The 23,709-nt window shown below is 36.2% G+C and carries 19 protein-coding genes; 10 read left to right on the top strand and 9 right to left on the bottom strand.

What is annotated here, in order from left to right:
- Positions 1-5: 5 nt before the first annotated feature.
- Genes MP477_RS17450 through MP477_RS17435 form a run of 4 tightly spaced genes read right to left on the bottom strand, consistent with a single transcriptional unit; the run spans position 6 to position 6,863 of the window.
- Positions 6-1,973, bottom strand: coding sequence for a T9SS type A sorting domain-containing protein (locus MP477_RS17450; RefSeq protein ID WP_257191388.1), 1,968 nt, complete (start codon positions 1,971-1,973; stop codon positions 6-8).
- Positions 1,974-1,980: 7 nt separating this feature from the next.
- Complete coding sequence (locus MP477_RS17445; protein WP_257191387.1) at positions 1,981-4,230, bottom strand: S8/S53 family peptidase; 2,250 nt, start codon at positions 4,228-4,230, stop codon at positions 1,981-1,983.
- 3 nt (positions 4,231-4,233) lie between these two features.
- Complete coding sequence (locus MP477_RS17440; RefSeq protein ID WP_257191386.1) at positions 4,234-4,872, bottom strand: hypothetical protein; 639 nt, start codon at positions 4,870-4,872, stop codon at positions 4,234-4,236.
- Entirely contained in the window at positions 4,872-6,863 is a 1,992-nt protein-coding gene (locus MP477_RS17435; protein WP_257191385.1) for a hypothetical protein, read from the bottom strand. The genes MP477_RS17440 and MP477_RS17435 overlap by 1 nt, the downstream gene beginning before the upstream one ends.
- Positions 6,864-7,732: 869 nt before the next feature.
- On the opposite strand from MP477_RS17435, the gene MP477_RS17430 reads away from it, so the two are divergent.
- The 9 genes from MP477_RS17430 (at position 7,733) to MP477_RS17390 (ending at position 17,301) form a co-directional block, all read left to right on the top strand.
- The gene (locus MP477_RS17430; protein WP_257191384.1) at positions 7,733-8,227 is read left to right on the top strand and encodes an AraC family transcriptional regulator; all 495 of its coding nucleotides are present in this window, start codon (positions 7,733-7,735) and stop codon (positions 8,225-8,227) included.
- A gap of 117 nt (positions 8,228-8,344) precedes the next feature.
- A complete protein-coding gene (locus tag MP477_RS17425) occupies positions 8,345-9,226 on the top strand; it encodes a cupin-like domain-containing protein (RefSeq protein ID WP_230038503.1) in 882 nt (293 codons plus the stop codon).
- Between the two features lie 244 nt (positions 9,227-9,470).
- Entirely contained in the window at positions 9,471-10,184 is a 714-nt protein-coding gene (locus MP477_RS17420) for a hypothetical protein (protein ID WP_257191383.1), read from the top strand.
- Positions 10,185-10,253: 69 nt separating this feature from the next.
- Positions 10,254-10,811 (top strand): TetR/AcrR family transcriptional regulator, encoded by a 558-nt coding sequence (locus MP477_RS17415; protein ID WP_257191382.1) that lies wholly within the window; start codon positions 10,254-10,256, stop codon positions 10,809-10,811.
- Positions 10,812-11,029: 218 nt separating this feature from the next.
- Positions 11,030-11,911 carry an AraC family transcriptional regulator gene (locus MP477_RS17410; protein WP_257191381.1) on the top strand — a complete coding sequence of 294 codons (882 nt, stop codon included), beginning with the start codon at positions 11,030-11,032 and terminating at the stop codon, positions 11,909-11,911.
- A gap of 67 nt (positions 11,912-11,978) precedes the next feature.
- Positions 11,979-12,716 (top strand): SDR family oxidoreductase, encoded by a 738-nt coding sequence (locus MP477_RS17405; protein ID WP_257191380.1) that lies wholly within the window; start codon positions 11,979-11,981, stop codon positions 12,714-12,716.
- Positions 12,717-12,928: 212 nt separating this feature from the next.
- The gene (locus MP477_RS17400) at positions 12,929-13,312 is read left to right on the top strand and encodes a hypothetical protein (protein ID WP_257191379.1); all 384 of its coding nucleotides are present in this window, start codon (positions 12,929-12,931) and stop codon (positions 13,310-13,312) included.
- A gap of 121 nt (positions 13,313-13,433) precedes the next feature.
- The gene (locus tag MP477_RS17395) at positions 13,434-16,244 is read left to right on the top strand and encodes a TonB-dependent receptor (RefSeq protein ID WP_257191378.1); all 2,811 of its coding nucleotides are present in this window, start codon (positions 13,434-13,436) and stop codon (positions 16,242-16,244) included.
- 7 nt (positions 16,245-16,251) lie between these two features.
- Entirely contained in the window at positions 16,252-17,301 is a 1,050-nt protein-coding gene (locus tag MP477_RS17390; protein WP_257191377.1) for a phytase, read from the top strand.
- A 94-nt stretch (positions 17,302-17,395) separates the two neighbouring features.
- Here the strand turns inward: MP477_RS17390 and MP477_RS17385 are convergent, their stop codons facing one another.
- Entirely contained in the window at positions 17,396-19,648 is a 2,253-nt protein-coding gene (locus MP477_RS17385) for an excinuclease ABC subunit UvrA (RefSeq protein ID WP_257191376.1), read from the bottom strand.
- A gap of 50 nt (positions 19,649-19,698) precedes the next feature.
- Between MP477_RS17385 and MP477_RS17380 the strand changes: the two genes are divergently transcribed.
- Positions 19,699-20,121 (top strand): MarR family winged helix-turn-helix transcriptional regulator, encoded by a 423-nt coding sequence (locus MP477_RS17380; protein WP_257191375.1) that lies wholly within the window; start codon positions 19,699-19,701, stop codon positions 20,119-20,121.
- Between the two features lie 169 nt (positions 20,122-20,290).
- Here the strand turns inward: MP477_RS17380 and MP477_RS17375 are convergent, their stop codons facing one another.
- The 4 genes from MP477_RS17375 to MP477_RS17360 form a co-directional block, all read right to left on the bottom strand.
- The gene (locus MP477_RS17375) at positions 20,291-21,013 is read right to left on the bottom strand and encodes a sterol desaturase family protein (protein ID WP_257191374.1); all 723 of its coding nucleotides are present in this window, start codon (positions 21,011-21,013) and stop codon (positions 20,291-20,293) included.
- A 96-nt stretch (positions 21,014-21,109) separates the two neighbouring features.
- Entirely contained in the window at positions 21,110-21,379 is a 270-nt protein-coding gene (locus MP477_RS17370; protein WP_257191373.1) for a hypothetical protein, read from the bottom strand.
- 85 nt (positions 21,380-21,464) lie between these two features.
- The gene (locus MP477_RS17365; RefSeq protein ID WP_257191372.1) at positions 21,465-22,802 is read right to left on the bottom strand and encodes a S41 family peptidase; all 1,338 of its coding nucleotides are present in this window, start codon (positions 22,800-22,802) and stop codon (positions 21,465-21,467) included.
- Between the two features lie 6 nt (positions 22,803-22,808).
- Positions 22,809-23,549, bottom strand: coding sequence for a hypothetical protein (locus MP477_RS17360; protein WP_257191371.1), 741 nt, complete (start codon positions 23,547-23,549; stop codon positions 22,809-22,811).
- Positions 23,550-23,709: the final 160 nt, after the last annotated feature.

Here is a 23,709-nt window from a genome sequence, read left to right as displayed (position 1 = left end):
CGTTATTAGTTAATGATTAGTTTAAAATTTTTCTTCTGAGAAGACGTTTCCACAACCACAACATAGGTTCCTCCCACCTTAAGTGATTCTTTAAACTCATAGAAAGATTTCCCCGATTCCTTAATTTCTTTAGCCAGTCTTCCGGACATTTCAAAAATTTTAACATTTACATCTTCGGATTTTGACAGACGGATACGGATCGTAAAGTTTTCTCCTGCATGAATAGGGTTAGGGAAAATTACGATGCTGTTTTCCAAAGGCTGGGTTACTGAAATTTTATTGGTTTTTATACAGCCTCCGGGAGTGGTGGCCGTGATTGTATAGTCTCCGGGTTCATAGATTTTAATTTTTGATCCGGAGCTCGTAAATCCATTATTGGAAGTCCATTGATAAAGGGTTTCTTTATTGCTGATATTTTTAGAAGCATCCAATTCAACAAATCCATTTTGAGGCAGTATATAATTTTCTTCCAAATTCTGATCTATAGCCTTAAAATCAGTAATGTTAAAACTAAAACGGGAGGAAATATTGGTTTTATCCAAAATTTCCAGCGTATAGCTTCCAGGTGTAAGGTTATTAAAATCTACCTTCGGACTTTGTGAGGTTTGACTTTGCACCGGCACGTTATCTTTCATCAGATTAATTGTAAATGGAGCGGCACCTCTTTGAATATTGATTTTTAAAGCTCCAAAACTATTCTTACAGTCAGCCTGGATAATTTCTTTTGCCAGTAAGAGTTGTGATCCCAAAGCAAAAGTAAACACATCCGATCCTGAAAAATCCTTATCAAATATTATATTTTTAAAATGAATAAATCCCTTATCGTCCACAGATTCCATAGGATACACTTCAAGGTCAGTGTTGTTGAAATCTCCTTTTCCGGAACGGTCAATAACCAGTAAGACCTTCTTTCCTTCAGGAAGGACAGGAAGGATATCTTTGGTATAAAAAACGACTTCAGTTGGGAAAGAAGTCTCCTTCTCTTCAGATAAACGTATTTTCCATTTCCGTTTTAAAAGTTGCTGTCCGAGTACTTCTTTATCAAATTCTAACGCTTCACCAGTATTTCCCCAGATCAGGAAAGTCTGGTTAGGGAGTTGAGCTGTATTATCTTTATTACTGACCATTAACTCTTTAGCTGCAATAGACAAGCGTTTGTTTTCTGAGGTACTTGTAGCCTGCTTCTGATAAAGCCCTGAATATTGATCTATTGCAATACCGGCAACATTCTCCGGATAGTCTGCATAATCTTCTTTTTTCCATATTTTTCTACTTTTGGAACTCAGATATTCAGTCATTGGCATGGTGACACCATATTTTATGGCCAGATAGGAATTCACCCGGTCTCTTTCGTTTTGGGTTAAAATCTTACGGTATATAAAAAATTCAGGTAATTTTCCTTTAAAAGCATTCCCATTTCTGTTTCCTCCATCTTTTCCTATATACAGATTACTTTTTCCTGAGCTTCCCAATACATCGTCTATCCGCTGAGAAGGCACATCAAATTTGGAATACATACTCAGGGAAGTCATGCTGTCCAGTTTTTCAGGCTCTATATAATTGATCTGTTCATTATTATAGCGAAAAACACTGCTTGTACTGTAGTATAGCGCCTTCTCACCGGCAAAGTCTGTTGAAAACAATGCAGTTTCTCTATTTGTATTTTTGTTCTGGTATACCATAAAAAGGGTTACCTTATTCAAGGTTTCCATGACATAAGGAATTTTCAGGAAGTTATTGGTTCCGTCAAAATCCAGTGTTTCGTTATAATTCAGTAAACCATATCCCGGTTTATTCTTTTCTGTATCTGCAGATATAATATGCTGATTGCTGCTATAATCTGTATACAGAAGGGTCGTATTTCTTCCCGTATCAGATTTCAGCCAAAGGCTTACTTCGCCCACTCCACCGGGACTTTGTGAAAATATCAAAGAACTGAACGACACAAAAATGATTCTATATAAATGCTTCATAGCTCCTTTATTTAATGATTATTTTTTTACCTGTTTTTTGAGTTGCCGTTTCCACATACAGAATATATACTCCACCAGGCAGTCCTTTTACATATAGGGTTTTGATAAATCCACCAGCAGGGAAATTCTGAGAACTTTCCTGATGCAGAGCCTCTTTTCCTGAAGCATCGTATAGGGTAAAGGTGACTTTAGAAGAACTTTCAAGGCTGAATTTGACATTGAGTTCATCATGTACCGGATTTGGATAGACGGCCAGTTCATTTCGTTTTTCAGCTTCCGTTTTTTTAGAAAGAGCAGATGTGGCTGCAGCTTTATTAGTTCTTGTCAGTGACTGTGCCTGATACAATAAAGGAAGGTCTACTCCGGCACCACAACTGGGATCGATATAGGCTAAAAATGTGGCTCCCGGCTCTGTTTCAAAACCTATTGTATTATTGCCTCCTGATGCATCAGGTAATAATTCCACAGATTGGGCTGCTTTATAAGTAACATCTGCTGTACTTTTAATCACATTAGACGCTTTGATATTTTTGGCTGTACCTACAAAACTAGGAGCATCTATATTGTCTTTTTCTCTTACCAGTACATAAAGATCATCCGAATAGCAGAAAGAAACCCCGGAAAGTATCAGCGAAAAATTTTGGTTTCCCTGCTGAAGATTTCCTTTATGCCTGATAATTACCTGATATAATCCGTCCGGATGATCAACTTCCACTTTTTCAATATTATCTACGGAATTAACAGAATTTCTTGTAGCTGATGCCGTATAATTTTGGATTCCTCCCAGTTTCCAGGGATAGAAAGTTTGGGTATTTCCGGAATTATCTTTTTTAACAATACTGATATCCAGATCATTGACGAGAGCTGAAGTTTCATCATCCGCATTACTATTTCCTATATTCCCGGCAGGGTCTGTCCATGCCAAAGTAGCTACAAGCGGCTGATTTGCTTTGCCAGCAACTACATACAACCGGTATTCTTTTCCGTTCGCCAGATTTTCTTCTTTCACCAAGGTGCTTTTGTTATTGCTGTAGATCAATTGAGCAGCCCTCTCCGTATTCATCAAACCCCATCCGTAAGCATAGTCGGGGCCAAGCGCTCCTCTATCATTAGCTGTATGGGTAATAATGCCTCTCACAGAAGATGACCACATATAATTAGAATTAAGGGTTTTCCAATATTGCTGTAATAAAGTTATTCCTCCCGCAACGGAAGCAGAGGCAGAAGAGGTCCCATTATAATAGCCATAAGCCGAATTATAAGTCTCTATAGAAGAATAAACATTTTCTCCCTGAGCAGCAATATCCGGCTTAATTCTGCCATCATCGGTAGGTCCATAGCTACTGAAAGAGGAAATACTAAAGTCTGAATCCGCTTCAGGATTGATGTTTTCATTGACCGAGGTGACTACCAGAACATTTTTGGCAACACCTCCTCCTTCCAAGAGATCATATCCCTGCTTGGCAGACACTTGAGGAGCAATGGACGGATTGATGCTTCGGGCATTCCCTACGGCTTTTACAATTTGAAAATAGGGAGCATTATACATGACATTATCCCATTCCTGTGCAGTAATATTATACTTTCCGAACTGATAAGTTTGTAGATATATTGGATCAAATCCGTAACTATTATTGGCAATTAACATTCCTTCCAAAGCTTCTGTGCTCATTTCTTCTGTATCGTTGACCCAGTCATAGGCCTTGGAAGTAGAGTCATAAGCAATACCGGTAGCATTTGGGTTATTGGTGTTATTACCAATCAGCGTCCCAGCAATATGAGTACTGTGCCGGGAAATAGCTGGGTTTTGATTGGCATCATATGAAATTTTCCCCATTAACAATTGATGAGTAAGCCTTGGCTTCGAATAATCCCATTGGCCAATAATCATTCCCTGACCCGAAATATTCAACCCCAATCCCTGACCCGAGTAGAATGTATTTGCCTTAATTCTTTTGGAAGGATTGGCATTTAACGTTGTGTAATACAGCGGGTGCCCTTGTTCATCTTCATTAATCAATTGCTTAACGTTCTCACCATCCACGATAACTTCTTTAAAGCCCCGGTTTTTTAATCGGTTAACTGCTAACATTCTCTGTGTAGATTGTCTTTTCTTTATAGCTATGATATTTTGCAGGGCTATTTTCTTTTCTGCAGAAAAATCATTGCTTTCTATTACTTGCGCTGTGACATTCCAATATTGACAAAATAAAATGGCAATGCCTAAGCCATATTTATAGGTTACTGCTGATTCCATATCTTAAAATATTTTACGATAATCATGCTCCAGTTTTTCTATGCGCTTTTGGAGCTTGTCTGTGATTTCGTTTTGGTTGGTAATCTGATTATCTAATTCTGAACTTTGTTGGATAAAATCTTCATTCCTTTTGTTAAGATCTATTGTATAGAGTGTCAGTTCCTCTATTTTAGCTAAAAGCCGGGATTTCATCTCTCCAAGTTCAATTCCGTTTTTTACCACTTCTTCTGCAGAGGGAATATTTGATAAATTCCCTTTTTCCAGAATATATTTTTCCACTTCCTCTAATTTTGGAAGCTGATAATCGGATCTGAGAACATAATCTGCCCAATCGTTATCAGAAGCAATATCTAATTTTATTTTTTCTGCTTTAAAACCTCCTTTTACAAAAAGTCTATAGCCAGAACAGCCTGTACATGAAAAATTAGAAAATCCAATACCTGCTGTACCTCCCATTCCCAATTGCATTGCTTCCTTACCATCTGTTTTAAAAAACAGATTCTGAGAGTCTGTAGTTCCTAAAAAATGGACATCAGGGCTGGTACCAGCATTTCCTCTAACATTCCAATATTTTATAGGTGCTAGTTGCGAATATGTATATTGAAAAAATAATAGGCATATTAAGAAGCTATTTTTATTCATTATTTCAAGGTATTAGAGTTAATTATTTTCTTATTTCCAATTTTCTCCAAAGCTTCTACTTTTTTCAAAAGAATTTTGATCATTTTCTCCCTGTTTTTTACCTGTCCTCCAAGCTCAACATTCTTTTGATGAAGCTCAATATTCTTTTTATTCAGATCTATAGTATAAAGTGTGAGTTCTTCGATTTTTTCTAATAATCTGGCATCCATTTCTGCAAGATCAATTCCTTTTTCCACCACCTCATTTGCAGAAGGAATATTAGGCAGATGCCCATTATCAAGTATGTATTTCTCCACTTCTTCTAACTTCAGAAGCTGATAATTCGGATAGAATACATGATCTGCCCATCCATTGGCAGAAGCAATCTCTACTTTTACTTTTTCTGTTTTAATTCCGTCTTTTACAAAAAGTCTATAATTGATACAATCAACACATGAAAGGTTCTTTGTTCCTATTCCTATCTTGCCAGTAGCATCTATGCGCATGTTTTCCACATTGTTAGTTTTGAAAACCAAACTTTGTTTATCTGTGGTTCCTATAAAATTTGCAGTAGGATCAGTATCAGCATTCCCAGTAAGACTCCAATTATTATTACCAGTGCAAATTCCTTCATAGCATAATGACTGAACGGTATCTAGCAGCATATAAACTGCTGCATTAGTAGGACTTGATACTTCAATAATAATTTTTGCTTCTGTACCTAGGCTCCCGGAAATTTTATAAGAGTTTCTTCCATTATAATTTTCTATAGCAGGGCTTGGAAAACTCTGAAAACTCATCAAAACTCCATTAGCATCAAATAATCTTATCCCTACATTCGTCTCTTTCCATTCAGAAACGGGGATATAAATTGTATAATCTTGTTTGTTTCGATCTACACAGATTCCACCGGCTTTTGTAACACATCCTTTTTGTTTTTCAAAATCATTCCATTGATCTTGAGGTAAGGCATCCAATATTTTTGATACTGGCACATCCTGAGAACTACCTATCTCAAATGTCAAAGGCTGATCCCAGACTTGTTGTCCGTTAATCTCACCCGCACCTTTTCCCTTAAAATAGTAATACTGTACACCATTTGATGTAATCTTCGGCAGCGATTGGATACTATATCCTTGAATTGTAGATAACGTACCATCTTTAAAATAACTTTTGAATATAATATCAGTACCTTTCCACTGGCTCACAGGAATAAGCATTTCTGCCCAACCGTTATGCAAGCGGTTAAAACAAACTTTAGCTTTAGCAACCCCACAAAAACCTGTTGTTCCTGCAGTATTCCATTGATCCTGAGGTAAAGCATCCAATATTTTTGATACGGCAACATCCTGAGAACTGCCTATCTCAAATGTCAAAGGCTGATCCCAAACTTGTTGTCCATTAATATCACCGGCACCTTTTCCCTTAAAATAGTAATACTGTACACCATTTGATGTGATCTTCGGCAGCGATTGAGTACTATACCCTTGACTTGTAGATAGCGTACCATCTTTAAAATAGCTTTTGAATTTAATACTAGTATCCTTCCATTGACTCACGGGGATAAGTATTTCTACCCAGCCATTGTGTAAACGGTTAAAGCAAACTTCAGCTTTAACAACACCACAAAAACCTGTTGTTCCTGCAGCATTCCACTGATTCTGGGGTAAAGCATCCAATGTTTTTGATATTGCTGTATCCTGGGGACTGCTTATTTCATAAGTCAAAGTCTGATTCCAAATTGGCTGGCCATTAATATCACCTCCCCCTTGTGCCTTAAGATAATAATACTGTATACCATTTGAGGTTATTTTTGGCAGCGATTGAGTACTATAGCCTTGACTTGTATACAAAGAACCGTTTGTAAGATAGCTTTTAAACCTCACAGTAGTATCATTCCACTGACTTACTGGGATAAGTATCTCTACCCAACCATTATGCAACCGATTAAAACAGACTTCAGCAAAAGCTTTAGATGAGTTAACCTCATTATTTACAGCTTTATTATTCATATTATGAGCTTGAATAAAAAAACAATAGAAGCTCAATAGAAAAGTGATAAAAAAGTTTCTTTTCATATTATTGTGGTATTTAGTTTAAAAATTGATATTCGCACTGTAAGAGTATCTTATATTTTAAATTACTATGTTCTCCTATAAATTCTCAAGAGAAGATTGGATATGATGTTACAGTATCCCGATTATCAGTAATTTCTCATTATGGATAGATAAATCTATTTCCGAATTGCATTTGCCAGGTTATATGGCTGGAAATACTTAAGTAAAAAGATAAGAATGGATAAAAAAGACCTTATTTCTTTTGCCTTTTAAAAGAATAATGGATAAGTAATGTAGCGTTGCCAGATTTTTGTGTTTTCATTGTGTTTTTTGTTTAGAATAAATCTATAATAAACCATAGTTCCCATCCAAATTTACATATTGTATATCTCATTAAATTGATAAATACAATCAGTAAAAACATAAAATATGTGTGTAAAAAAAAGTATTAATAATTTACAAATAATTAAAAATCAAATGATTGTCAACTCAATTCAATTTTGTACTTTTATAAAAATTAATTCATTGTCATGAGAATTTTTCTATCCGTTTTGTTTCTCTCTGCCATTTCTTTTCAGGCCTTTATACGAAGTCCTTTTCAGACTATATATGCTTCAAATAAAAGCATATCCAGCAGCCTTGTAACTCACTTAAAAAGCTCTACACAAGATCAGATAATATGGAATAAGAAATTGGAAAAGGCAAATAAGGAAAACTCGAACTTGCGGCAATTACACACCTGGGAAAAGAGATTATATTCTGTGACTATAGTAACTACACTCATTATACTCGCTGGTCTTATGCATCTGGTCTTTACAACACATATGAAAAAGAAATACTATAAGGGTCTTTATCTTCAGGAAATAAAAAAACAAGAAGTACAAAACAGTTTCCACAGAGCAGAAACAATCTTACATAGTGAAGAGAGTATTTTTGAGCTTACAGATATTAATCCTTTAATTGTTGAAAGTATCCTTCACTCTCTTGAAATTTTTGAAAAAGAAAAAAAATATCTGGATAAAAATGCCTCTTTATCCAATTTAGCAAAAGAATGTGCTACCAATACATCCTATATGTCAAAAGTAGTCAATCATTATAAAAAGCAGAATTTTGCTTCATATCTTAATGATTTACGGTTAAATTATGCCACAGAGCTATGGAAAAAACATCCTAAGCTACGCTATAAAAGTATTCAGGGAATGGCAGATATGACCGGCTTCAATACAGCCCAAAGCTTTTCTAAAAAATTTAACGAAAAATATAAAATATCTCCTACTCATTTTCTAAAAAACCTCAACCAAAATATCAAAAAAAGCTAAAATTGCTAAAGTAAAAAACAGCTAATTCTTTTTTTATTTATATTAGTTCCAAATAATTTAAATTCATTATATCCATTGTCATAAATATTTAATAATTTAGCCTAATATTTTAAACAAATGGGACTATTCCTTAAACCTATTGATGTAGTAGATGACATTTCACAAGAAGATTTCCGTGAAAAGTATCTAAAGCCATGTAAGCCAGTGGTAATCAAGAATATGGCTAAAAAGTGGCCTGCGTATCAAAAATGGACGATGGAGTACATGAAAGAGGTCGTAGGTGATGTGACTGTTCCTTTATATGACAGCGCAAAAGCTGATCCTGCAGCTCCCATCAATACACCCACTACAAAAATGAAATTCGCAGACTATATTGATTTGATTCAAAAGGAGCCTACCGATCTGAGAATTTTCTTTTTTGACCCTATTAAATTTGCGCCCAAATTACTGGATGATTATATCCCACCTAAGAATCTGATGGGAGGATTTTTGGATAAGTATCCAAGTATGTTCTTTGGAGGAAAAGGTTCTGTGACCTTCCTTCATTATGATATAGACATGCCTCATATTTTCCATACTCATTTTAACGGAAGAAAGCATGTTCTTCTTTTTGAATACAAATGGAAAACCCGTTTATATAAGCTCCCTTATGCAACATATGCATTGGAAGACTATGATATTGCCAACCCTGATTTTGAAAAATTTCCGGCACTGGATGGAATTGAAGGGATAGAATGTTATCTGGAACATGGAGACACTTTATTCATGCCTACCGGTTGGTGGCACTGGATGAAATACCTGGATGGATCTTTCTCCATCTCTCTTCGTGCATGGGACAAAAGCTGGGCTGTAAAAGCACATTCCCTGTGGAATCTGACTGTTCAGCGAAACTTTGACAATTTCATGAAAGGCCGTTATAAAAAAAGATATATGGACTGGAAAGAAAGAAAGGCTGTTGAAAGAGCTCATACAGCATTAAAGAAAGGACTGCCAAAATAAGCAATAAACTCATCAAAAACGGGTTGAAAGAGATTTCTTTCAACCCGTTTTTCTTATCATAGCTGAAAAATCTCTTTATTCTTTATTCTTTATTCTTTATTCTTTATTCTTTATTCTTTATTCTTTATTCTTTATTCTTTATTCTTTATTCTTAAATACACTATTTTACTTTTATCCATCATTTCAATTAAAATTTTTAATTAAATTGCATAGACAAATAACTTCTATCCTTTATTTGGTCTATATGTTTGAAAAACTTATTGATAGCTTTGAAAAACTCTGCCTTCAGATTATTATAGAAATACTGTTGGTTCCGGTAACTATTTTTAAACTGTTCCAGAAACCCAGCCGTTGTTATGACTTTTCTGTACATGAAATGGAAAAGGAAGAATCAGAACGCTTCCGGGATTATTTATCTCCAATCAAACTTTCAGTATACACCTCTGTCATTATTTCTGTATTATTGATGGATTATGGTGGCGAACAAAATTTTATTTCCAAGATCAAGGAATTAAGCATGGTAGAAAAGGCTTTATTTATATTCCTGATCAACAATTGTACAGCCGTATTATTCAGCGTGATATTATTGTGGTATAAAAAAGAAAAGGTAAATACCGTAACCTTTCGTACGTTGCTGTTTTCTTTCATTTATACAACTGTTTATACTTCTACTCCATTCTTTTTACTCATTCTTTCTGCCATGTTTCTTGGGCAGACCATCAATGTGCAGGCTTATCTCACTCATCTTGAAAAGCTACACACTTACGGGGTAAAAGATGATCTGTTTTTTATTGTTTTATTATTATTTGCAGTCATAGGAATTATTGGGCTTTTTAAATTATTCAAAGCTTTGCATTATATCCTGAAAGAAAATTTTCGGTATCACCCTTATGTAATATGGATCTTTACCCTGCTATTTTTTCTTATTCAGCTTTATTATGCAACAGGATTTGTATAAAATAATTATGCAACCCAAAACATACCAGTCTGTTCATATTTTTCTTAAATTTGTCGGAAAGCCACATCAATGTCCAGACCTCGCGAAAGAATAATAAGTACAGCTATGGTCCTCTTCCATCAGCAAGGTTATAACAGTACCGGTATCAATCAGATTATTGAAGAAGCGAACGTATCCAAAGCAAGCTTCTACCAACATTTTAAATCTAAAGATGACTTATGCATAGAATTTTTTAATAAAAGATTTGACTATTGGATCTCCGAGCTGGAAAAATTTACATCTGATGCACAGACTATAGGAGAAAAACTCATAAAATCATTTGATTTTCTGATCTATATGAATGAGAAAGAAGATTTCAGAGGGTGTAGTTTCTTAAATATTATGTCTGAAATACCGACTGATAAAACAGAAATTCATGATGTCATTCGTGATCATAAGGGTAAGCTGAGAAATTCTTTCAGTAAGGATCTTAAGAATGATATTTTAGCTGACCATATTTACCTTCTTTTCGAAAGCTCAATACTTACCAGCCAGCTCTATAGGTCAAACGAATTAATAGAAAAATCCAAACTCATCCTAAAAGACCTGCTTCAGTCTTCTCTTCAGAATAGAGAAGCTAATATATAAGCTTAATTATAGATTTTGGCTAAAGCCAGTGGAATATTTTATACCGAGAGCGGACTAAAGTCCACTCCTATTGAATGGTAACCAGAACATCCGTTGCCTGATATTTGTAAAGGCCCGGATAAAGTGGGAAAACAGTGTCTAAATTAAGAGAGAGAATTTATAAATTTACAAGACAAAAATAGGTAAAGTAATCCTATGCAGCCATTAACCGATATCTTATGCAAAAAGCAAATAAAATATATGACAGCATTCAACAACAGCATGATAAGTTAGGCATACAATTCAATTCAACTGAAAATCCCTATCCGTCTGATGATATTCAACAAAAACTTCTTCAACCCCGTAAGTTGTCGTCTTATTTTATTGTACTGATTGAAAGCGGTTCCATCAACTATACATTGGATCTGCAGAACATTAGCCTCACTGAAGGACAATTGCTATTTGCAATACCTAATCAGATTTTCACCCCACCCCATAAAGCAGATAATCTTACCTACTATAAGGTAATATTTGATGAAAATACTTTAGCATTGCTTCCACAGCAATTTTCTTTTTTAGTTAATCCTTTAAACACGCAAAAAGTAAGTCTTGATGAGGCAGCCAGGCAGCGCGTACAAAAAGTTTTTGAAATTTTAAACCAACTCCTTCAAACTGATAAAACCCAATCAGACACAGAGATAATATTAGCTTATCTGAACTCATTATTAGCAGAATTAAATAGTGCCTATTTTAAAAATAAAGAGCCGGCCAATATTTTAAACCCCAACTTGTCAAAATTTATTGAGTTTAAATTAGCAGTGGAAACCCATCTCACCGAGCAACCATCTATCCATACGATTGCTGAAAAACTAGCCCTGACCACCAACAGTTTATACCGCATTGTAAAAGAATATTCAGGCGTCTCACCTAAGAATTTTTTCACCAGCCGTTTGATGATAGAAGCACAGCGAAAACTACATTATTCAAATCTTTCTGTAAAAGAGTTGGCTTACGAGTTAGGATTTAATGACGCGGATTATTTTTCTAAGTTTTTCAAAAAATGTACAGGAAAAAGCGTCACTGAGTTTTTAGAAGGCACACAAGATTTGTCTGGTAAATAAAGTGATTTGTCCATCTCTCTTCTCCTGTAGCCTTATACATTTGTTGTATTAATTTTAAAACAAAGAAATGAAATCAGCATTAGTAACAGGAGCTAACAAAAGTATTGGCTTTGAAGTTGTAAGACAGCTTGCCCAAAAAGGAATTTATGTTTATCTCGGCAGTCGTAATCTACAAAATGGTGTAGAAGCTGTTGACCAACTGAAAGCAGAGGGATTGAACAATATAGAAGCTATTCAGCTTGACATTACGGATGACGAATCGGTAAAAAATGCCCGTTTGGAAATAGGAAAAAAAACAAAAATACTGGACATACTTATTAATAATGCGGGTATTTATGGAGGCTATCCACAAACTGCACTCGGCGCAACCATTGACCAGTTTAAAGCAACTTATGATGCGAATGTTTATGGTGTAATAAGAGTTACCCAGGCGTTTATTGATTTGCTGAAAAAATCGCCAGAACCCCGTATTGTAAATGTAAGTTCAAGCCAGGGTTCAATTACTCTGCATAGCAACTCAACATATAAATACTATGACAACAAAGGCGTTGTATATCTTTCTTCAAAATCAGCCATGAATATGTTTACCGTTGTTTTGGCTTATGAATTAAAAGATACTGCTTTCAAAATAAATGCTGTTTGCCCTGGATATACTAAAACAGATTTCAACGGTCATCGTGGGCCGGGCAGTCTCGAAGATGCCGGAAAACGGATTGTAAAATATGCTTTACTGGGCAAAGACGGGGCCACAGGAAAATTCTTTAGTGAAGAAAACAATCCCGAAACCGGTGAGATACCTTGGTGAAAACAATACAATAGGCTGGATAACAATTTCTTATAAGAGCACTCCTATACTGAGGGAGTAGATATTTCTTATACCGGAAATAGTATATTGAAATTCGGAAAAATTTCTTTGCAGTACTATTCTTTTGTTTTGCTATCACATTCACATTTCTTTACAAATGTTATCGTTCAGCAAAGAATGCCAGATGTAATTTTGTTTCAAATAATAAAATTATGAAACATTTTATGCAACAGGTTTTCAGTGAGGTGCTGGAAAACCCTGTATTTGATCAGACAGCAATCGAAAAGTACTTTTCTAAGCAATATGTCCAGTTTGTAGACCATACCCAGTTAAATTATGAAGAATTCATCCTGCATATAAAAAAGCTTAAAGAAAAAGTAGCTGAACAAAAGCTCGAAATTATTAATTATGCTGAAAATGGGAATACTATTTTTACCAAGCATATCGCAACCTCTGTTTTAAAAGATGGAAGTACCGTTCTGCATAAGGTATTGGCAGAATTTACCATTCAGGATGGTAAAATTATACAATGTGATGAATTGACTTTCTTACTGGAGGGAAATTATTCGGCAAAGGGGTTAGGATCTGAAACCTAGAAAAATAGGAAGCTTCACGTTTCTTATATTAACAAATCTTAAAACAATCTTAATTTTCACTTCAACACTTTTTCCAAACAGACGTTTAAATTTGTTCCAATTTTTAATCTAATAAAAGAAAGTGAAGAAAATTTTTACATCCGTTTTGTTTTGTGCTTCTATTTTTTTCTATGCACAAACCGGTTCTCTTTCCGGAAACATTAATGACGACGCTAAGATTGCATTACCGGGAGCCAAAATATCTTTAAATCCCGGAAATATCTATACAACTTCTGATGAACACGGAAATTTTGTATTCCTGAATGTTCCTCCAGGCACTTATACCATGAAGATTGATTACCTGGGATATGGAGTGCATGAATATAATGTAAGCGTTGAGCCTGAAAAAAACACCCGTCAAAATATTGTTTTTGATAAAAAAGAAAACTCTATTGCAGAAATTGTGGTTTCGGGAGCTACTTTAAAAAACCAGGCAAGAGCCTTAAACAAGCAAAAAAATAATGCCAATATCACCAATGTGATTTCCTCCGACCAGATCGGACGTTTTCCTGATGCCAATATTGGAGATGCATTAAAACGTGTTCCGGGGGTTACTATCCAGAATGATCAGGGTGAGGCACGAAATCTTATTATCAGAGGCCTTGCCCCGAATCTTAATTCTGTTACCCTAAACGGAGACAGAATTCCTTCTGCTGAAGGTGACAACCGTAATGTACAGATGGACCTGATTCCTTCGGATATGATCTCTACCATTGAGGTTAATAAAACCTTAACTCCTGATATGGATGCTGATGCTATCGGAGGTTCTGTAAACCTTATCACAAGGGCTTCCCCTAACGGACAGAGAATTTCAGCAACCCTGGCCGGAGGATACAGTCCGATTCGCGAAAAAGGCAATTATACAGCAGGATTAGTCTATGGGAACAGATTTTTAAACAAAAAACTGGGTGCTGTATTCAGTTTTTCTTATAACAATAATAATTTTGGCTCAGATAATATAGAACCAGTGTGGAGTCTGGCTAATGATGCTGCACAAACAGCCTACATCAGCAAAATGGGTGTACGTTACTATAACGAGCACCGCATCAGGCATAGTTTTGATCTTAATATGGATTATGAATTCAATTCAAAAAATAAGATCTATGCTTCAGCGATGTATAATTTCAGGAATGATAAGGAAACCCGTTATGCTTTGGGATATAAAATAAAGCCTGTTTATAATGCTGATGAAACGGAAATTACAGACTGGAAAGGCAGTATTACCAGACAAAATAAGGGTGGAAATGCAGATAACGATAACACCCGTTTGGAAAAACAAAAAGTTCAGAACTACGCGTTACGGGGTGAGCATTTGCTTGGATCTAAAGTAGACCTTGACTGGTCGATGAATTATGCCATAGCCAGTGAAGATAAACCTCATCAGCGCTATATAGAATTTGAAAACAGCAAAATGAACTTCTCCCAGAATCTCAGTGATCCCGAAAATCCGGTTATCACCCCTCTGGCTGCAGATAATTTAGGAAGCTATAAATTAAGTGATCTTTCGGATGCCAACAGCTTTACTCAGGAGAAGGAGTTTGGCGCAAAAGTGAATGTACGTTTTCCTTTTTCTGTCATTGAAGATCAGAAAGGAAGACTCCGTACAGGTTTCCGTATGCGTCTGAAGGAAAAGGAAAGGGAAAATGACTTTTATGCTTTTCAACCGATCAGCAATATGGGAAGCCTTCTTTCTGTACCTACAGTATATCTTGATGGGCATAACTTCCAAGCAGGAAATTATATCCCGGGCACATTTGTTGATCCGGCATACCTGGGAAGCTTAGATTTATTTAACCTAGCTTTGTTCAATGGAAAGTCTAAGCCTGAAAAATTTCTTTCAAGCAATTATACTGCAAAAGAACAGATCTATGCAGGCTATGTCCGTTGGGATCAGGATTTCAATGATCAGCTTTCCATGATCGTTGGGGCACGTGTGGAAACAACAAAGATTGATTACACCGGGAATTACGTTATGAATGAAAAAGACCTGCTAGGGCAAATCAATAACACCAATACTTACACCAACGTGCTTCCCAACCTTTCTTTCAAGTATGTTCCGGTACAGGATCTTGTACTTCGCGCTGCATTTACTACAGCACTTGCCCGTCCGAACTATTACTCATTAGTCCCTTACCTGAACGTGATCTCTGAAGATGAAATCGTGGCAGCCGGAAACCCTAATCTGAAAGCCACTTACGCCTATAATTTTGATTTTATGGCTGAAAAGTATTTTAAGTCGGTGGGAATTCTTTCAGGAGGAATTTTTTATAAGAACCTTAATAATTTCATTTACACCTACTCCAAAAGAAATTATACAGCTGGTGACTTCGCTGCCGACTTTGCAGGACAATCCAACCCTATTCCTTCCGGTGAAAGCAACTGGAAGTTTACCCAACAGCGCAATGGTGATAATGTAGATATTTACGGATTTGAAGTCGCATTGCAAAGACAGCTTGATTTTATTCCGGGAGCATTCTGGAAAGGTTTTGGAGTGTATGTTAACTATACTTACACCAAATCAAAGGCGAAAGGCATTACTAATGAAGACGGTATAGAAAGAACGGATGTAGGACTTCCCGGAGCGGCACCCCATATGTTCAACGGCTCTCTTTCATGGGAAAACAAGCGTTTTTCAGCCAGAGTTTCTATGAATTATGCTTCTCATTATATTGATGAGCTGGGAGGAAAAGCTTTTGATGACCGGTATTATGACAAACAGTTTTTTCTGGATGCCAACGCTTCCTATAAAATTACCAGCCAGCTGAGAATTTTTGCTGAAGCCAATAATCTGACCAATCAGCCGTTAAGATATTATCAGGGAATCCAGAGCAGAACGGCTCAGGCAGAATATTACAGACCCAGATTTACCATGGGGGTAAAATTTGATTTTTAAAACAGTCATGAAGAAAATAAAATATTACATCATTGCTCTTTCAGCTTTTCCTTTTGTGATCAGCTGTACAGGGCAGAAAGAATTAGGAGAAAACCTTAAACCAAGCGTTATTACTGAAACCGTAGCTCATGATACTGATGATCCGGCCATATGGATCCATCCTGACGATGCTTCAAAAAGTATCATCATCGGAACGGATAAAGATACTGATGGCGGGTTGTATGCCTTCGATCTTAACGGTAAAATAATTCATAAAGTTTCAGGGCTTAAACGCCCTAATAATGTAGATATTGAATACGGTTTTACTGTAAATGGTAAAAAAAAAACGGACATTGCAGCGGTTACAGAAAGAGAAACCAATAAGGTAAAACTGTATAGCCTTCCTGATCTGAAAGAAGTGGGAGAAATTTCTGTATTTGAAGGAGAAACAGAGCGCGGCCCAATGGGTATTTCTATGTATAAAAACCCGGAAACAGGAGATATATTCGTTGTTGTCGGAAGAAAATCAGGTCCAAAAGACGGTTACCTCTGGCAATATAAACTTTCTGAGAAAAACGGAACCATCATAGGTGAGGTAGTCAGGAAATTTGGAAAATACAGTGGTTTAAAGGAAATCGAAAGCATTGCTGTAGATGATGAAAAAGGCTATATCTATTATTCTGACGAGCAGTTTGGAGTTCACCAATATTATGCAGATCCGGCGAAAGGAAATGAAGAGCTGCTTGTTTTTGGAAAGGGAGATTTCACTTCTGATGTAGAGGGAATTTCCATCTATCCTACGTCCCCACAGAACGGATATATTTTGGTTTCCAATCAGCAGAAAGATACATTTAATGTCTACCTCAGAGAAGATCCTGCAAAGGGAAAAATTGCTGAGATTCCTGTTTCTACCAGTGAAAGTGACGGTTCTGAAGTGACAAATATTAATCTGGGACCTAAGTTTCCAAAAGGAGTATTTGTTGCCATGAGCAATGGCCGGGTATTTCACTTCTATGACTGGAGAATGATTGAAGAAAGAATCAAAACGGTTATCAAAACCGCAGATCAATCCAAGTAAATAGGTTTAAACCATTAGCTTTAAGTAAGAATAATAGAATGATTTTAAATGATTCTAATATTCTTACTGTCTTATTATTTTTAACCGTTTATTTTTATCCCTGAATATGTTTCCTCAAAAATTCGGCAGTATAGGATGTTTTATTTTTCAACAGTCCTTCCGGAGTTCCTTCAAACGTAATTTCACCTCCAAATTTACCGGCCCCCGGACCTATATCTATAATCCAATCTGCCTGGGCAATAATATCTAAATTGTGTTCTATAACAATTAATGTATTCTTTTTATCCGTAAGAGTATTTAGAAAGGATAATAATTTACGCGTATCACTGGGATGCAGACCTGTGCTTGGTTCATCCATAACAATAGTCCGGTTACCGTGCTTCAGTTCTTTGGTGAGTTTCAGGCGTTGTCTTTCACCTCCTGAGAAACTGTCTAACCGTTGCCCTAGCGTCAGGTAATCCAATCCTAATTTTATCAGTACCTCAAAATGTTTAATGACAGATTCATCGGCAAAAAAGGATATGGCCTCGGAAACGGTCATATTCATGACTTCTACTATTGTTTTTTGATTGTAGTGATATTGAAGGACCTTATGATCAAATCCTGAACCGCCACATTCTTCACAGGGCTGTTCAATATCGTCCATAAATGCAAGATCTATTTTTTCTATACCCAACCCTCTACAGTTTTTACAGGCTCCTTCACTGTTTCTGCTAAACAGCTTCTCTGAAACATGATTGGCATGGGCAAAAAGCTGACGTACTGTATCCGATATATTTAAATAAGTAAGCAGGTTGGAACGGACACTGGCTGCAAATAAAGATTGGTCTATAATTGTCACATCAGGATAGAAATCCGGTAATACTCTATTGATCAAAGTGCTTTTCCCTGAACCTGCCACCCCCGTTATCACAGTCATCACCTCTGTCGGAATACCGACGTTTATATTTTTAAGATTGTACAGCCGGGCATTCCTGATCTTCAAATAGTCTTTTGGTTTTCTTGGATGTAGGTTAATAACCGGCTTTTCTGCAAAGTAAGATCCCGTTTTGCCTGCAGATTGCTTTAGCTCATTAAAAGTTCCTTCATACACCACATTACCTCCTTTTTTTCCGGATCCGGGACCCATATCAATCACCCAGTCTGCCATTTTAATAATATCAGGATCATGCTCTACAATTAAAACGGAATTTCCTTTATCTCTGATCTGTTCCATAATACGGATAATGTTCTGTAAGTCTTTCGGATGAAGGCCAATACTAGGTTCATCAAAGATATACAGCAAATCAACAAGGCTGTTCCCAAGGTTTCTCACCATTTTTATCCGTTGAGATTCTCCTCCGGAAAGCGTTTGTGTAGTTCGGTCCAATGTAAGGTACTGTAACCCGATATTGATTATATTTTGGAGTTTTGCGGAAAGTTCCTTAATGATGACGTCATACGTTTTTGATTCCAGCGAATTAATAAATTCAAACAATTCATCCATTGAAAGGGCGGTACAATCCGCAATATTTTTTCCTTCGATGGTACAGGACAGTATTTTGTCATTAAGCCGCTTTCCTTTACAGGATGGGCAGGTCTTTGTTGTGACAACATTTTTCAATGCATCTTTTCTCGTTATATTTTCTTTTGAATCTTTTTTTAGGAATGCTTTTTCTATTCTTGGAATAATCCCTTCATATTTTACCGTTTTCCCCCATTCTTTATGAGGATGTTTGGGTTTATGTTCTTCTGCATAAAGTAACATTTCCCATTCTTCGTCAGTAAAATCTTTCAGCTTTTTATCATTATCAAAATAACCGGATAAGGTGTATCTTGTCAGACGCCAGCCTCCCGGCTGAAAGGTCGGAAATCTGACAGCCCCTTCATGTAAAGATTTGTTCTTATCAATCAGAGTGGTAATATTCAAGGCCTGGATAAATCCCAGTCCTTCACATTCCGGGCACATTCCCTGTGGATTATTAAAGGAGAAAACATTGGAATAGCCTACAAAAGGCTGCCCCATTCTTGAAAACAACAGCCTCAGGGAAGCATACACATCGGTAGCTGTTCCTACGGTAGATCGTGCATTGCCTCCCAGTCTTTTCTGATTGATAATGATGGGAACATTCAGGTTTTCAATTTTATCCACGTCCGGGATTCCATAATGCTGTAAGCGGTTTCGTACAAAACTATTCTGGGTTTCATTAATCTGACGCTGGGCTTCAGCTCCAATGGTTTCAAATACCAGAGAAGATTTTCCAGAACCCGATACTCCCGTAAAAACAACCATTTTATTTTTTGGAATTTTTATGGAAATATTTTTGAGATTATTTTGCCTCGCATTTGTAATTTCTATATTTTCCATGGTATAATGATTACCTTTGTTAATAGTTAACTAAGTTAAGTATATTTCTCATGAAAGCTATTGAAAAAGAATTTTTTAACACATTTACTGATTTTCAATGCCTCATTCTTGCTCACATGAACAGAGGGGACATCAATGGAATAACAGCAGCTCATTATAATATTATGGAGTTTATTTTGAGGAAAGAAGGTGCTACAGGAAGGGAGGTATCCACTGCTTTTAATATAAGCCAGGCAGCTATTTCAAAGCAATTAAAATTTTTGATTGACCATGACTTTATGATCCAGAAACAGGATGAAACCGACCGCCGGAAATTTAATCTTTCAGTAACGGAAAAAGGAAGGTTTATTATTGAAAACTCAGAAACATTCCGGGAAAGTATCACCCGGCAGACTGCTGCCATATTAACATCTAGAGAATTGAAGAGTTTTAATGATCTGCTGGGCAAGGTTTTAAAGCATCTCAAGCTTTAAATTAACCAAATGCCATTTTAAACACAACTTCTTTCCTCTCTTAAAATAATCAATTCTCATTTCAAAACTTTGCGTTAAAGCATATTATTATTGGAAGAAGTCTTATGTCAGTTCGTTTTTTTAACGAAGATTATCCTAGTATAACTTTATATCTAAGGCTTCAGTTCTCTTACTTATATGTTCCAAACAGTCTGTCCCAGATAGAGGTATAAAAGCCAAAGTTTTTACTTTCATCCAAATGATGCTGGTTATGAAATCTGGTGGTTCCTATACAATATCTGTCAAATTTTGCAGGGAAAAACTCTTTGTTCAAATGCCCGATCGTCCCCCAAATAAGATTGAGTAACAAGTAGATTGAAATTGAAACAACAGAAAAATGATAACACATCAGCAAAATAAGCATCATCATTCCAAAGCCAATCGTTTCTAACGGATGGAGTACAAAAAGACTTAAGTAATTGGTGCTTATATGCTCATGATGTTTACCATGCAGCAGTTTATATACAAAGGGTAGATGAGCGGCATAATGAAAAAAATACATCAGCAGATCCATTACAAGAAGTAAAGCAATGACCTCTGATACTATCCCAACCGCCAATTCTCTATTTCCCACTTCAATCCAACCGTTTTTCCATAAAAACACCCCCAGTAAAAGTACAAGACAGTTGCAGGCAATCGTCAAAATACTAAGATAAAAATCGGATGCCGTAATGGGATGATTTTTTTCCTGAAGTCTGCTTTTAGGACATGTTTTCTCTATAAAAAGGTAGAGTCCAATAGAAAACAGATATAGGAAAACATTAATAATAAGGCTGAATATGATCCATTCCAGCCATGAAAAATGCCAAAATATCTGTAAATAGCCGGAAAGTTCAGTCGCATTAAAATTCATAAATATACCTCTGTCATCTTGATTGTATAAATGTATGAATTTCGTAAGAAAACAGGCAAAAAGCAGGTCAAAAATAATGGTTACATTACATCAGGATTATTTCTGTCTTGCTTTTCTTTTAAGCTCCCGGAACCTTATGGTCAGTCTTTTTCTTAAGTTTTCATGATACTCCCTGTAGTTTTTTATACTTTTCTCAAGGTTCTTTTTATTGGATAAATAATCTTCATACAGGCTTCCTAATTCTGAAATTTGCAGAGCAATATCAGAAGACCGGGATTCAGGATCTTCCAAAGCTTCCAATAAAAGACGGTAGTTTTCGATACGGCTGGTAATGCTTGTATGAAGTTGTGGTTCTATTCCCTGCATGATACTAATTTTTTATCTTATTATTTTTTAATTTTTTTTAAAGAAGATTAATAACAGTTTTTTATTCATTTTTTAATTTTTCCGTTTACTTTCCTTTTGCAGCAAAAGGTACATCACTTTGATACAGAATTTTTGTTTTGTTGTAGGATTCAGACTGAACCTGTTTTAAATAAACATGGGTTAAAGCTTTTGAAATTAAGGTTTCTCCGGGATCTCCCAATGGAAGTAATGGCAGCTGAGCGTATTCATTCACCTTAAAATGTGGGGAAATCCCATTGCTGTATTCCCCTGTACCGTTCGCATTGAAAACTTTATAAATAACCGGATGGATCTGCCAGGAAATCTTTTTGGGCTTCCTTTTGTCTTCCACTATAAACCCGGCCATATCTTTTCCTAAGGTAACATCTCCTATTTGTACAACCTGCAGATAGGGTTTCAGGTTATTGATTACTATTTCTGCGGCTGATGCAGTACTGTTTGAGGTAAGAACATAGAGTTTATTTAACCCTAATGAATTGGCATGCAATACATTAAAATCAAGCGCTTTAGGATCGTAAGAAATCTGTTGAGCAAAAGTTCTTTTGACTTCACCTCCGTTTTTATTTCCTTTAAAAATAATAAAGGGTGAACTGGCTGATATTCCTGCGGGAATTAATGCACAAAGTGCTGCGGCAGATGACACGGAACCTCCATAATTATACCTCAGATCAAGAATCAATTCCTGAACCCCGGCAGCTTTAAACTCTGCAAACTTCTGATGAAGCATAGGGGTCATCCCATCCGGAAAATCATAGATATACAGATACCCCGTCTTTTTACCGTTTTCATTAAAAATTTTAGATAACAGAGGCTGTTCCAAAGAATACCCATAATACACGGTGACATCCTTTTCATCGGTAACAGCTCCATTTTTCCAGCTTCCCACCTTAAGATCTATCACCGTTTGATCTTTCATAGAAGAAGTAATGGTTTCTGCATTGGCAGCCGTAACTGCTTTTCCATTTATTTTTGTAATAATCATTCCTCTTTCCAGACCGGCATTGAAAGCCGGAGAGTTGGTGAGGACCAGTTTGATCACTGTCACCACGTCTCCACTGGTAAGCTGGACCACGCTATAATCAAAGCCATACATATTTCGTATGGAACGCGGATACGTAGAGGAATCTTGTGTGTTAACAATAAAAGAAAACCTGTCCTGAGGGGATAACAGACTCTTAAAAAAATCTTTTACCGGAAGGTGATAATCCGGTTTGGCAGGCATCTGATCAGCCCAATAATAATACCTTTTCATGCTGTCCTGTACCCAGACATTCAGGGATTCTGTACTTCCGTCGGGGAAAACAGGCGCAGTTTCGTCATTATTGGTACACGAAACGAAAAAGGCTATAATAGCAATAAGCTGAAATTTCAAAAATTTTTTCATATATAATTACAGATATTCTGCGACATCAATGTCTCCCTTTACAAGCCATACTCCATTTTCCAATTTTTCCTGAAGTACAATCATATTGGCCCCCATATGTTGTTTTACGGTCACCTTAATCATTTCGGATCCTACATAAGGTTCTGTAGTTCCCGGTTTATATAATTCCAGATATACCGGAGCGGTAGCGCTGAATGAATTATAAATTTTCACCGCGGTAAAATCATCCTTTCCAATACTCTCGAATTCTGCCAGTACCACTCCATTTTCTCTTTTTAAAATGCCTTTTACATTGGTAAGTGATGATCCTGAAAATTCTCCCAGGTTAGGAAAAATAAATTCATATCCTACTTTCCCAAAATTAACCTGAGGCTTTACAGCATACGTTTGCAGGAAAATGCCGGGAAGATTAAAAAAGTATAGATTTTTATAATCTGCTATATTGTCATAGCTAATGGTATATTTTCTGATTTCGGCTCCTGTTTCATTATTATATATTCCCAGTTTGTTGGTTTCCCCTTCATCCAGTACAAACTGAAGCTGAGTTTCTATTTTATTGGTGTATGAAGTATTTCCGTTAATAGATACCGGAACTCCATTAAACCTCAGCTGAAGTACATCAGGTTTTGAAAATCCTTTAATGGTTACTTCTCCGGGTTTCTGTATTTTATCATACCTTTCCATTACAGTGTTGTCTGTACATGAAAACAGGATGGTAAAGAATAGTAATGCAAAGATCTTATTCATCTTTTTGAATTAATTATATCATTTAAACTTTAAAATATTGCCCCACCCGATGAGCAGGGCAATAGATAATTATAAAAAAACGGGTTGGATATGTTTCGGACAGCCTTTCAGTTAAAATGCTATCCATTATTGTCAATGTAAAATTTGATGGTCTCTTTAA

The organism is Chryseobacterium sp. WG23, from assembly GCF_024586575.1.
GTDB lineage: Bacteria > Bacteroidota > Bacteroidia > Flavobacteriales > Weeksellaceae > Chryseobacterium.
Note: the sequence above shows the minus strand (reverse complement) of the source record. Positions and strands in the feature narration are given on the sequence as shown.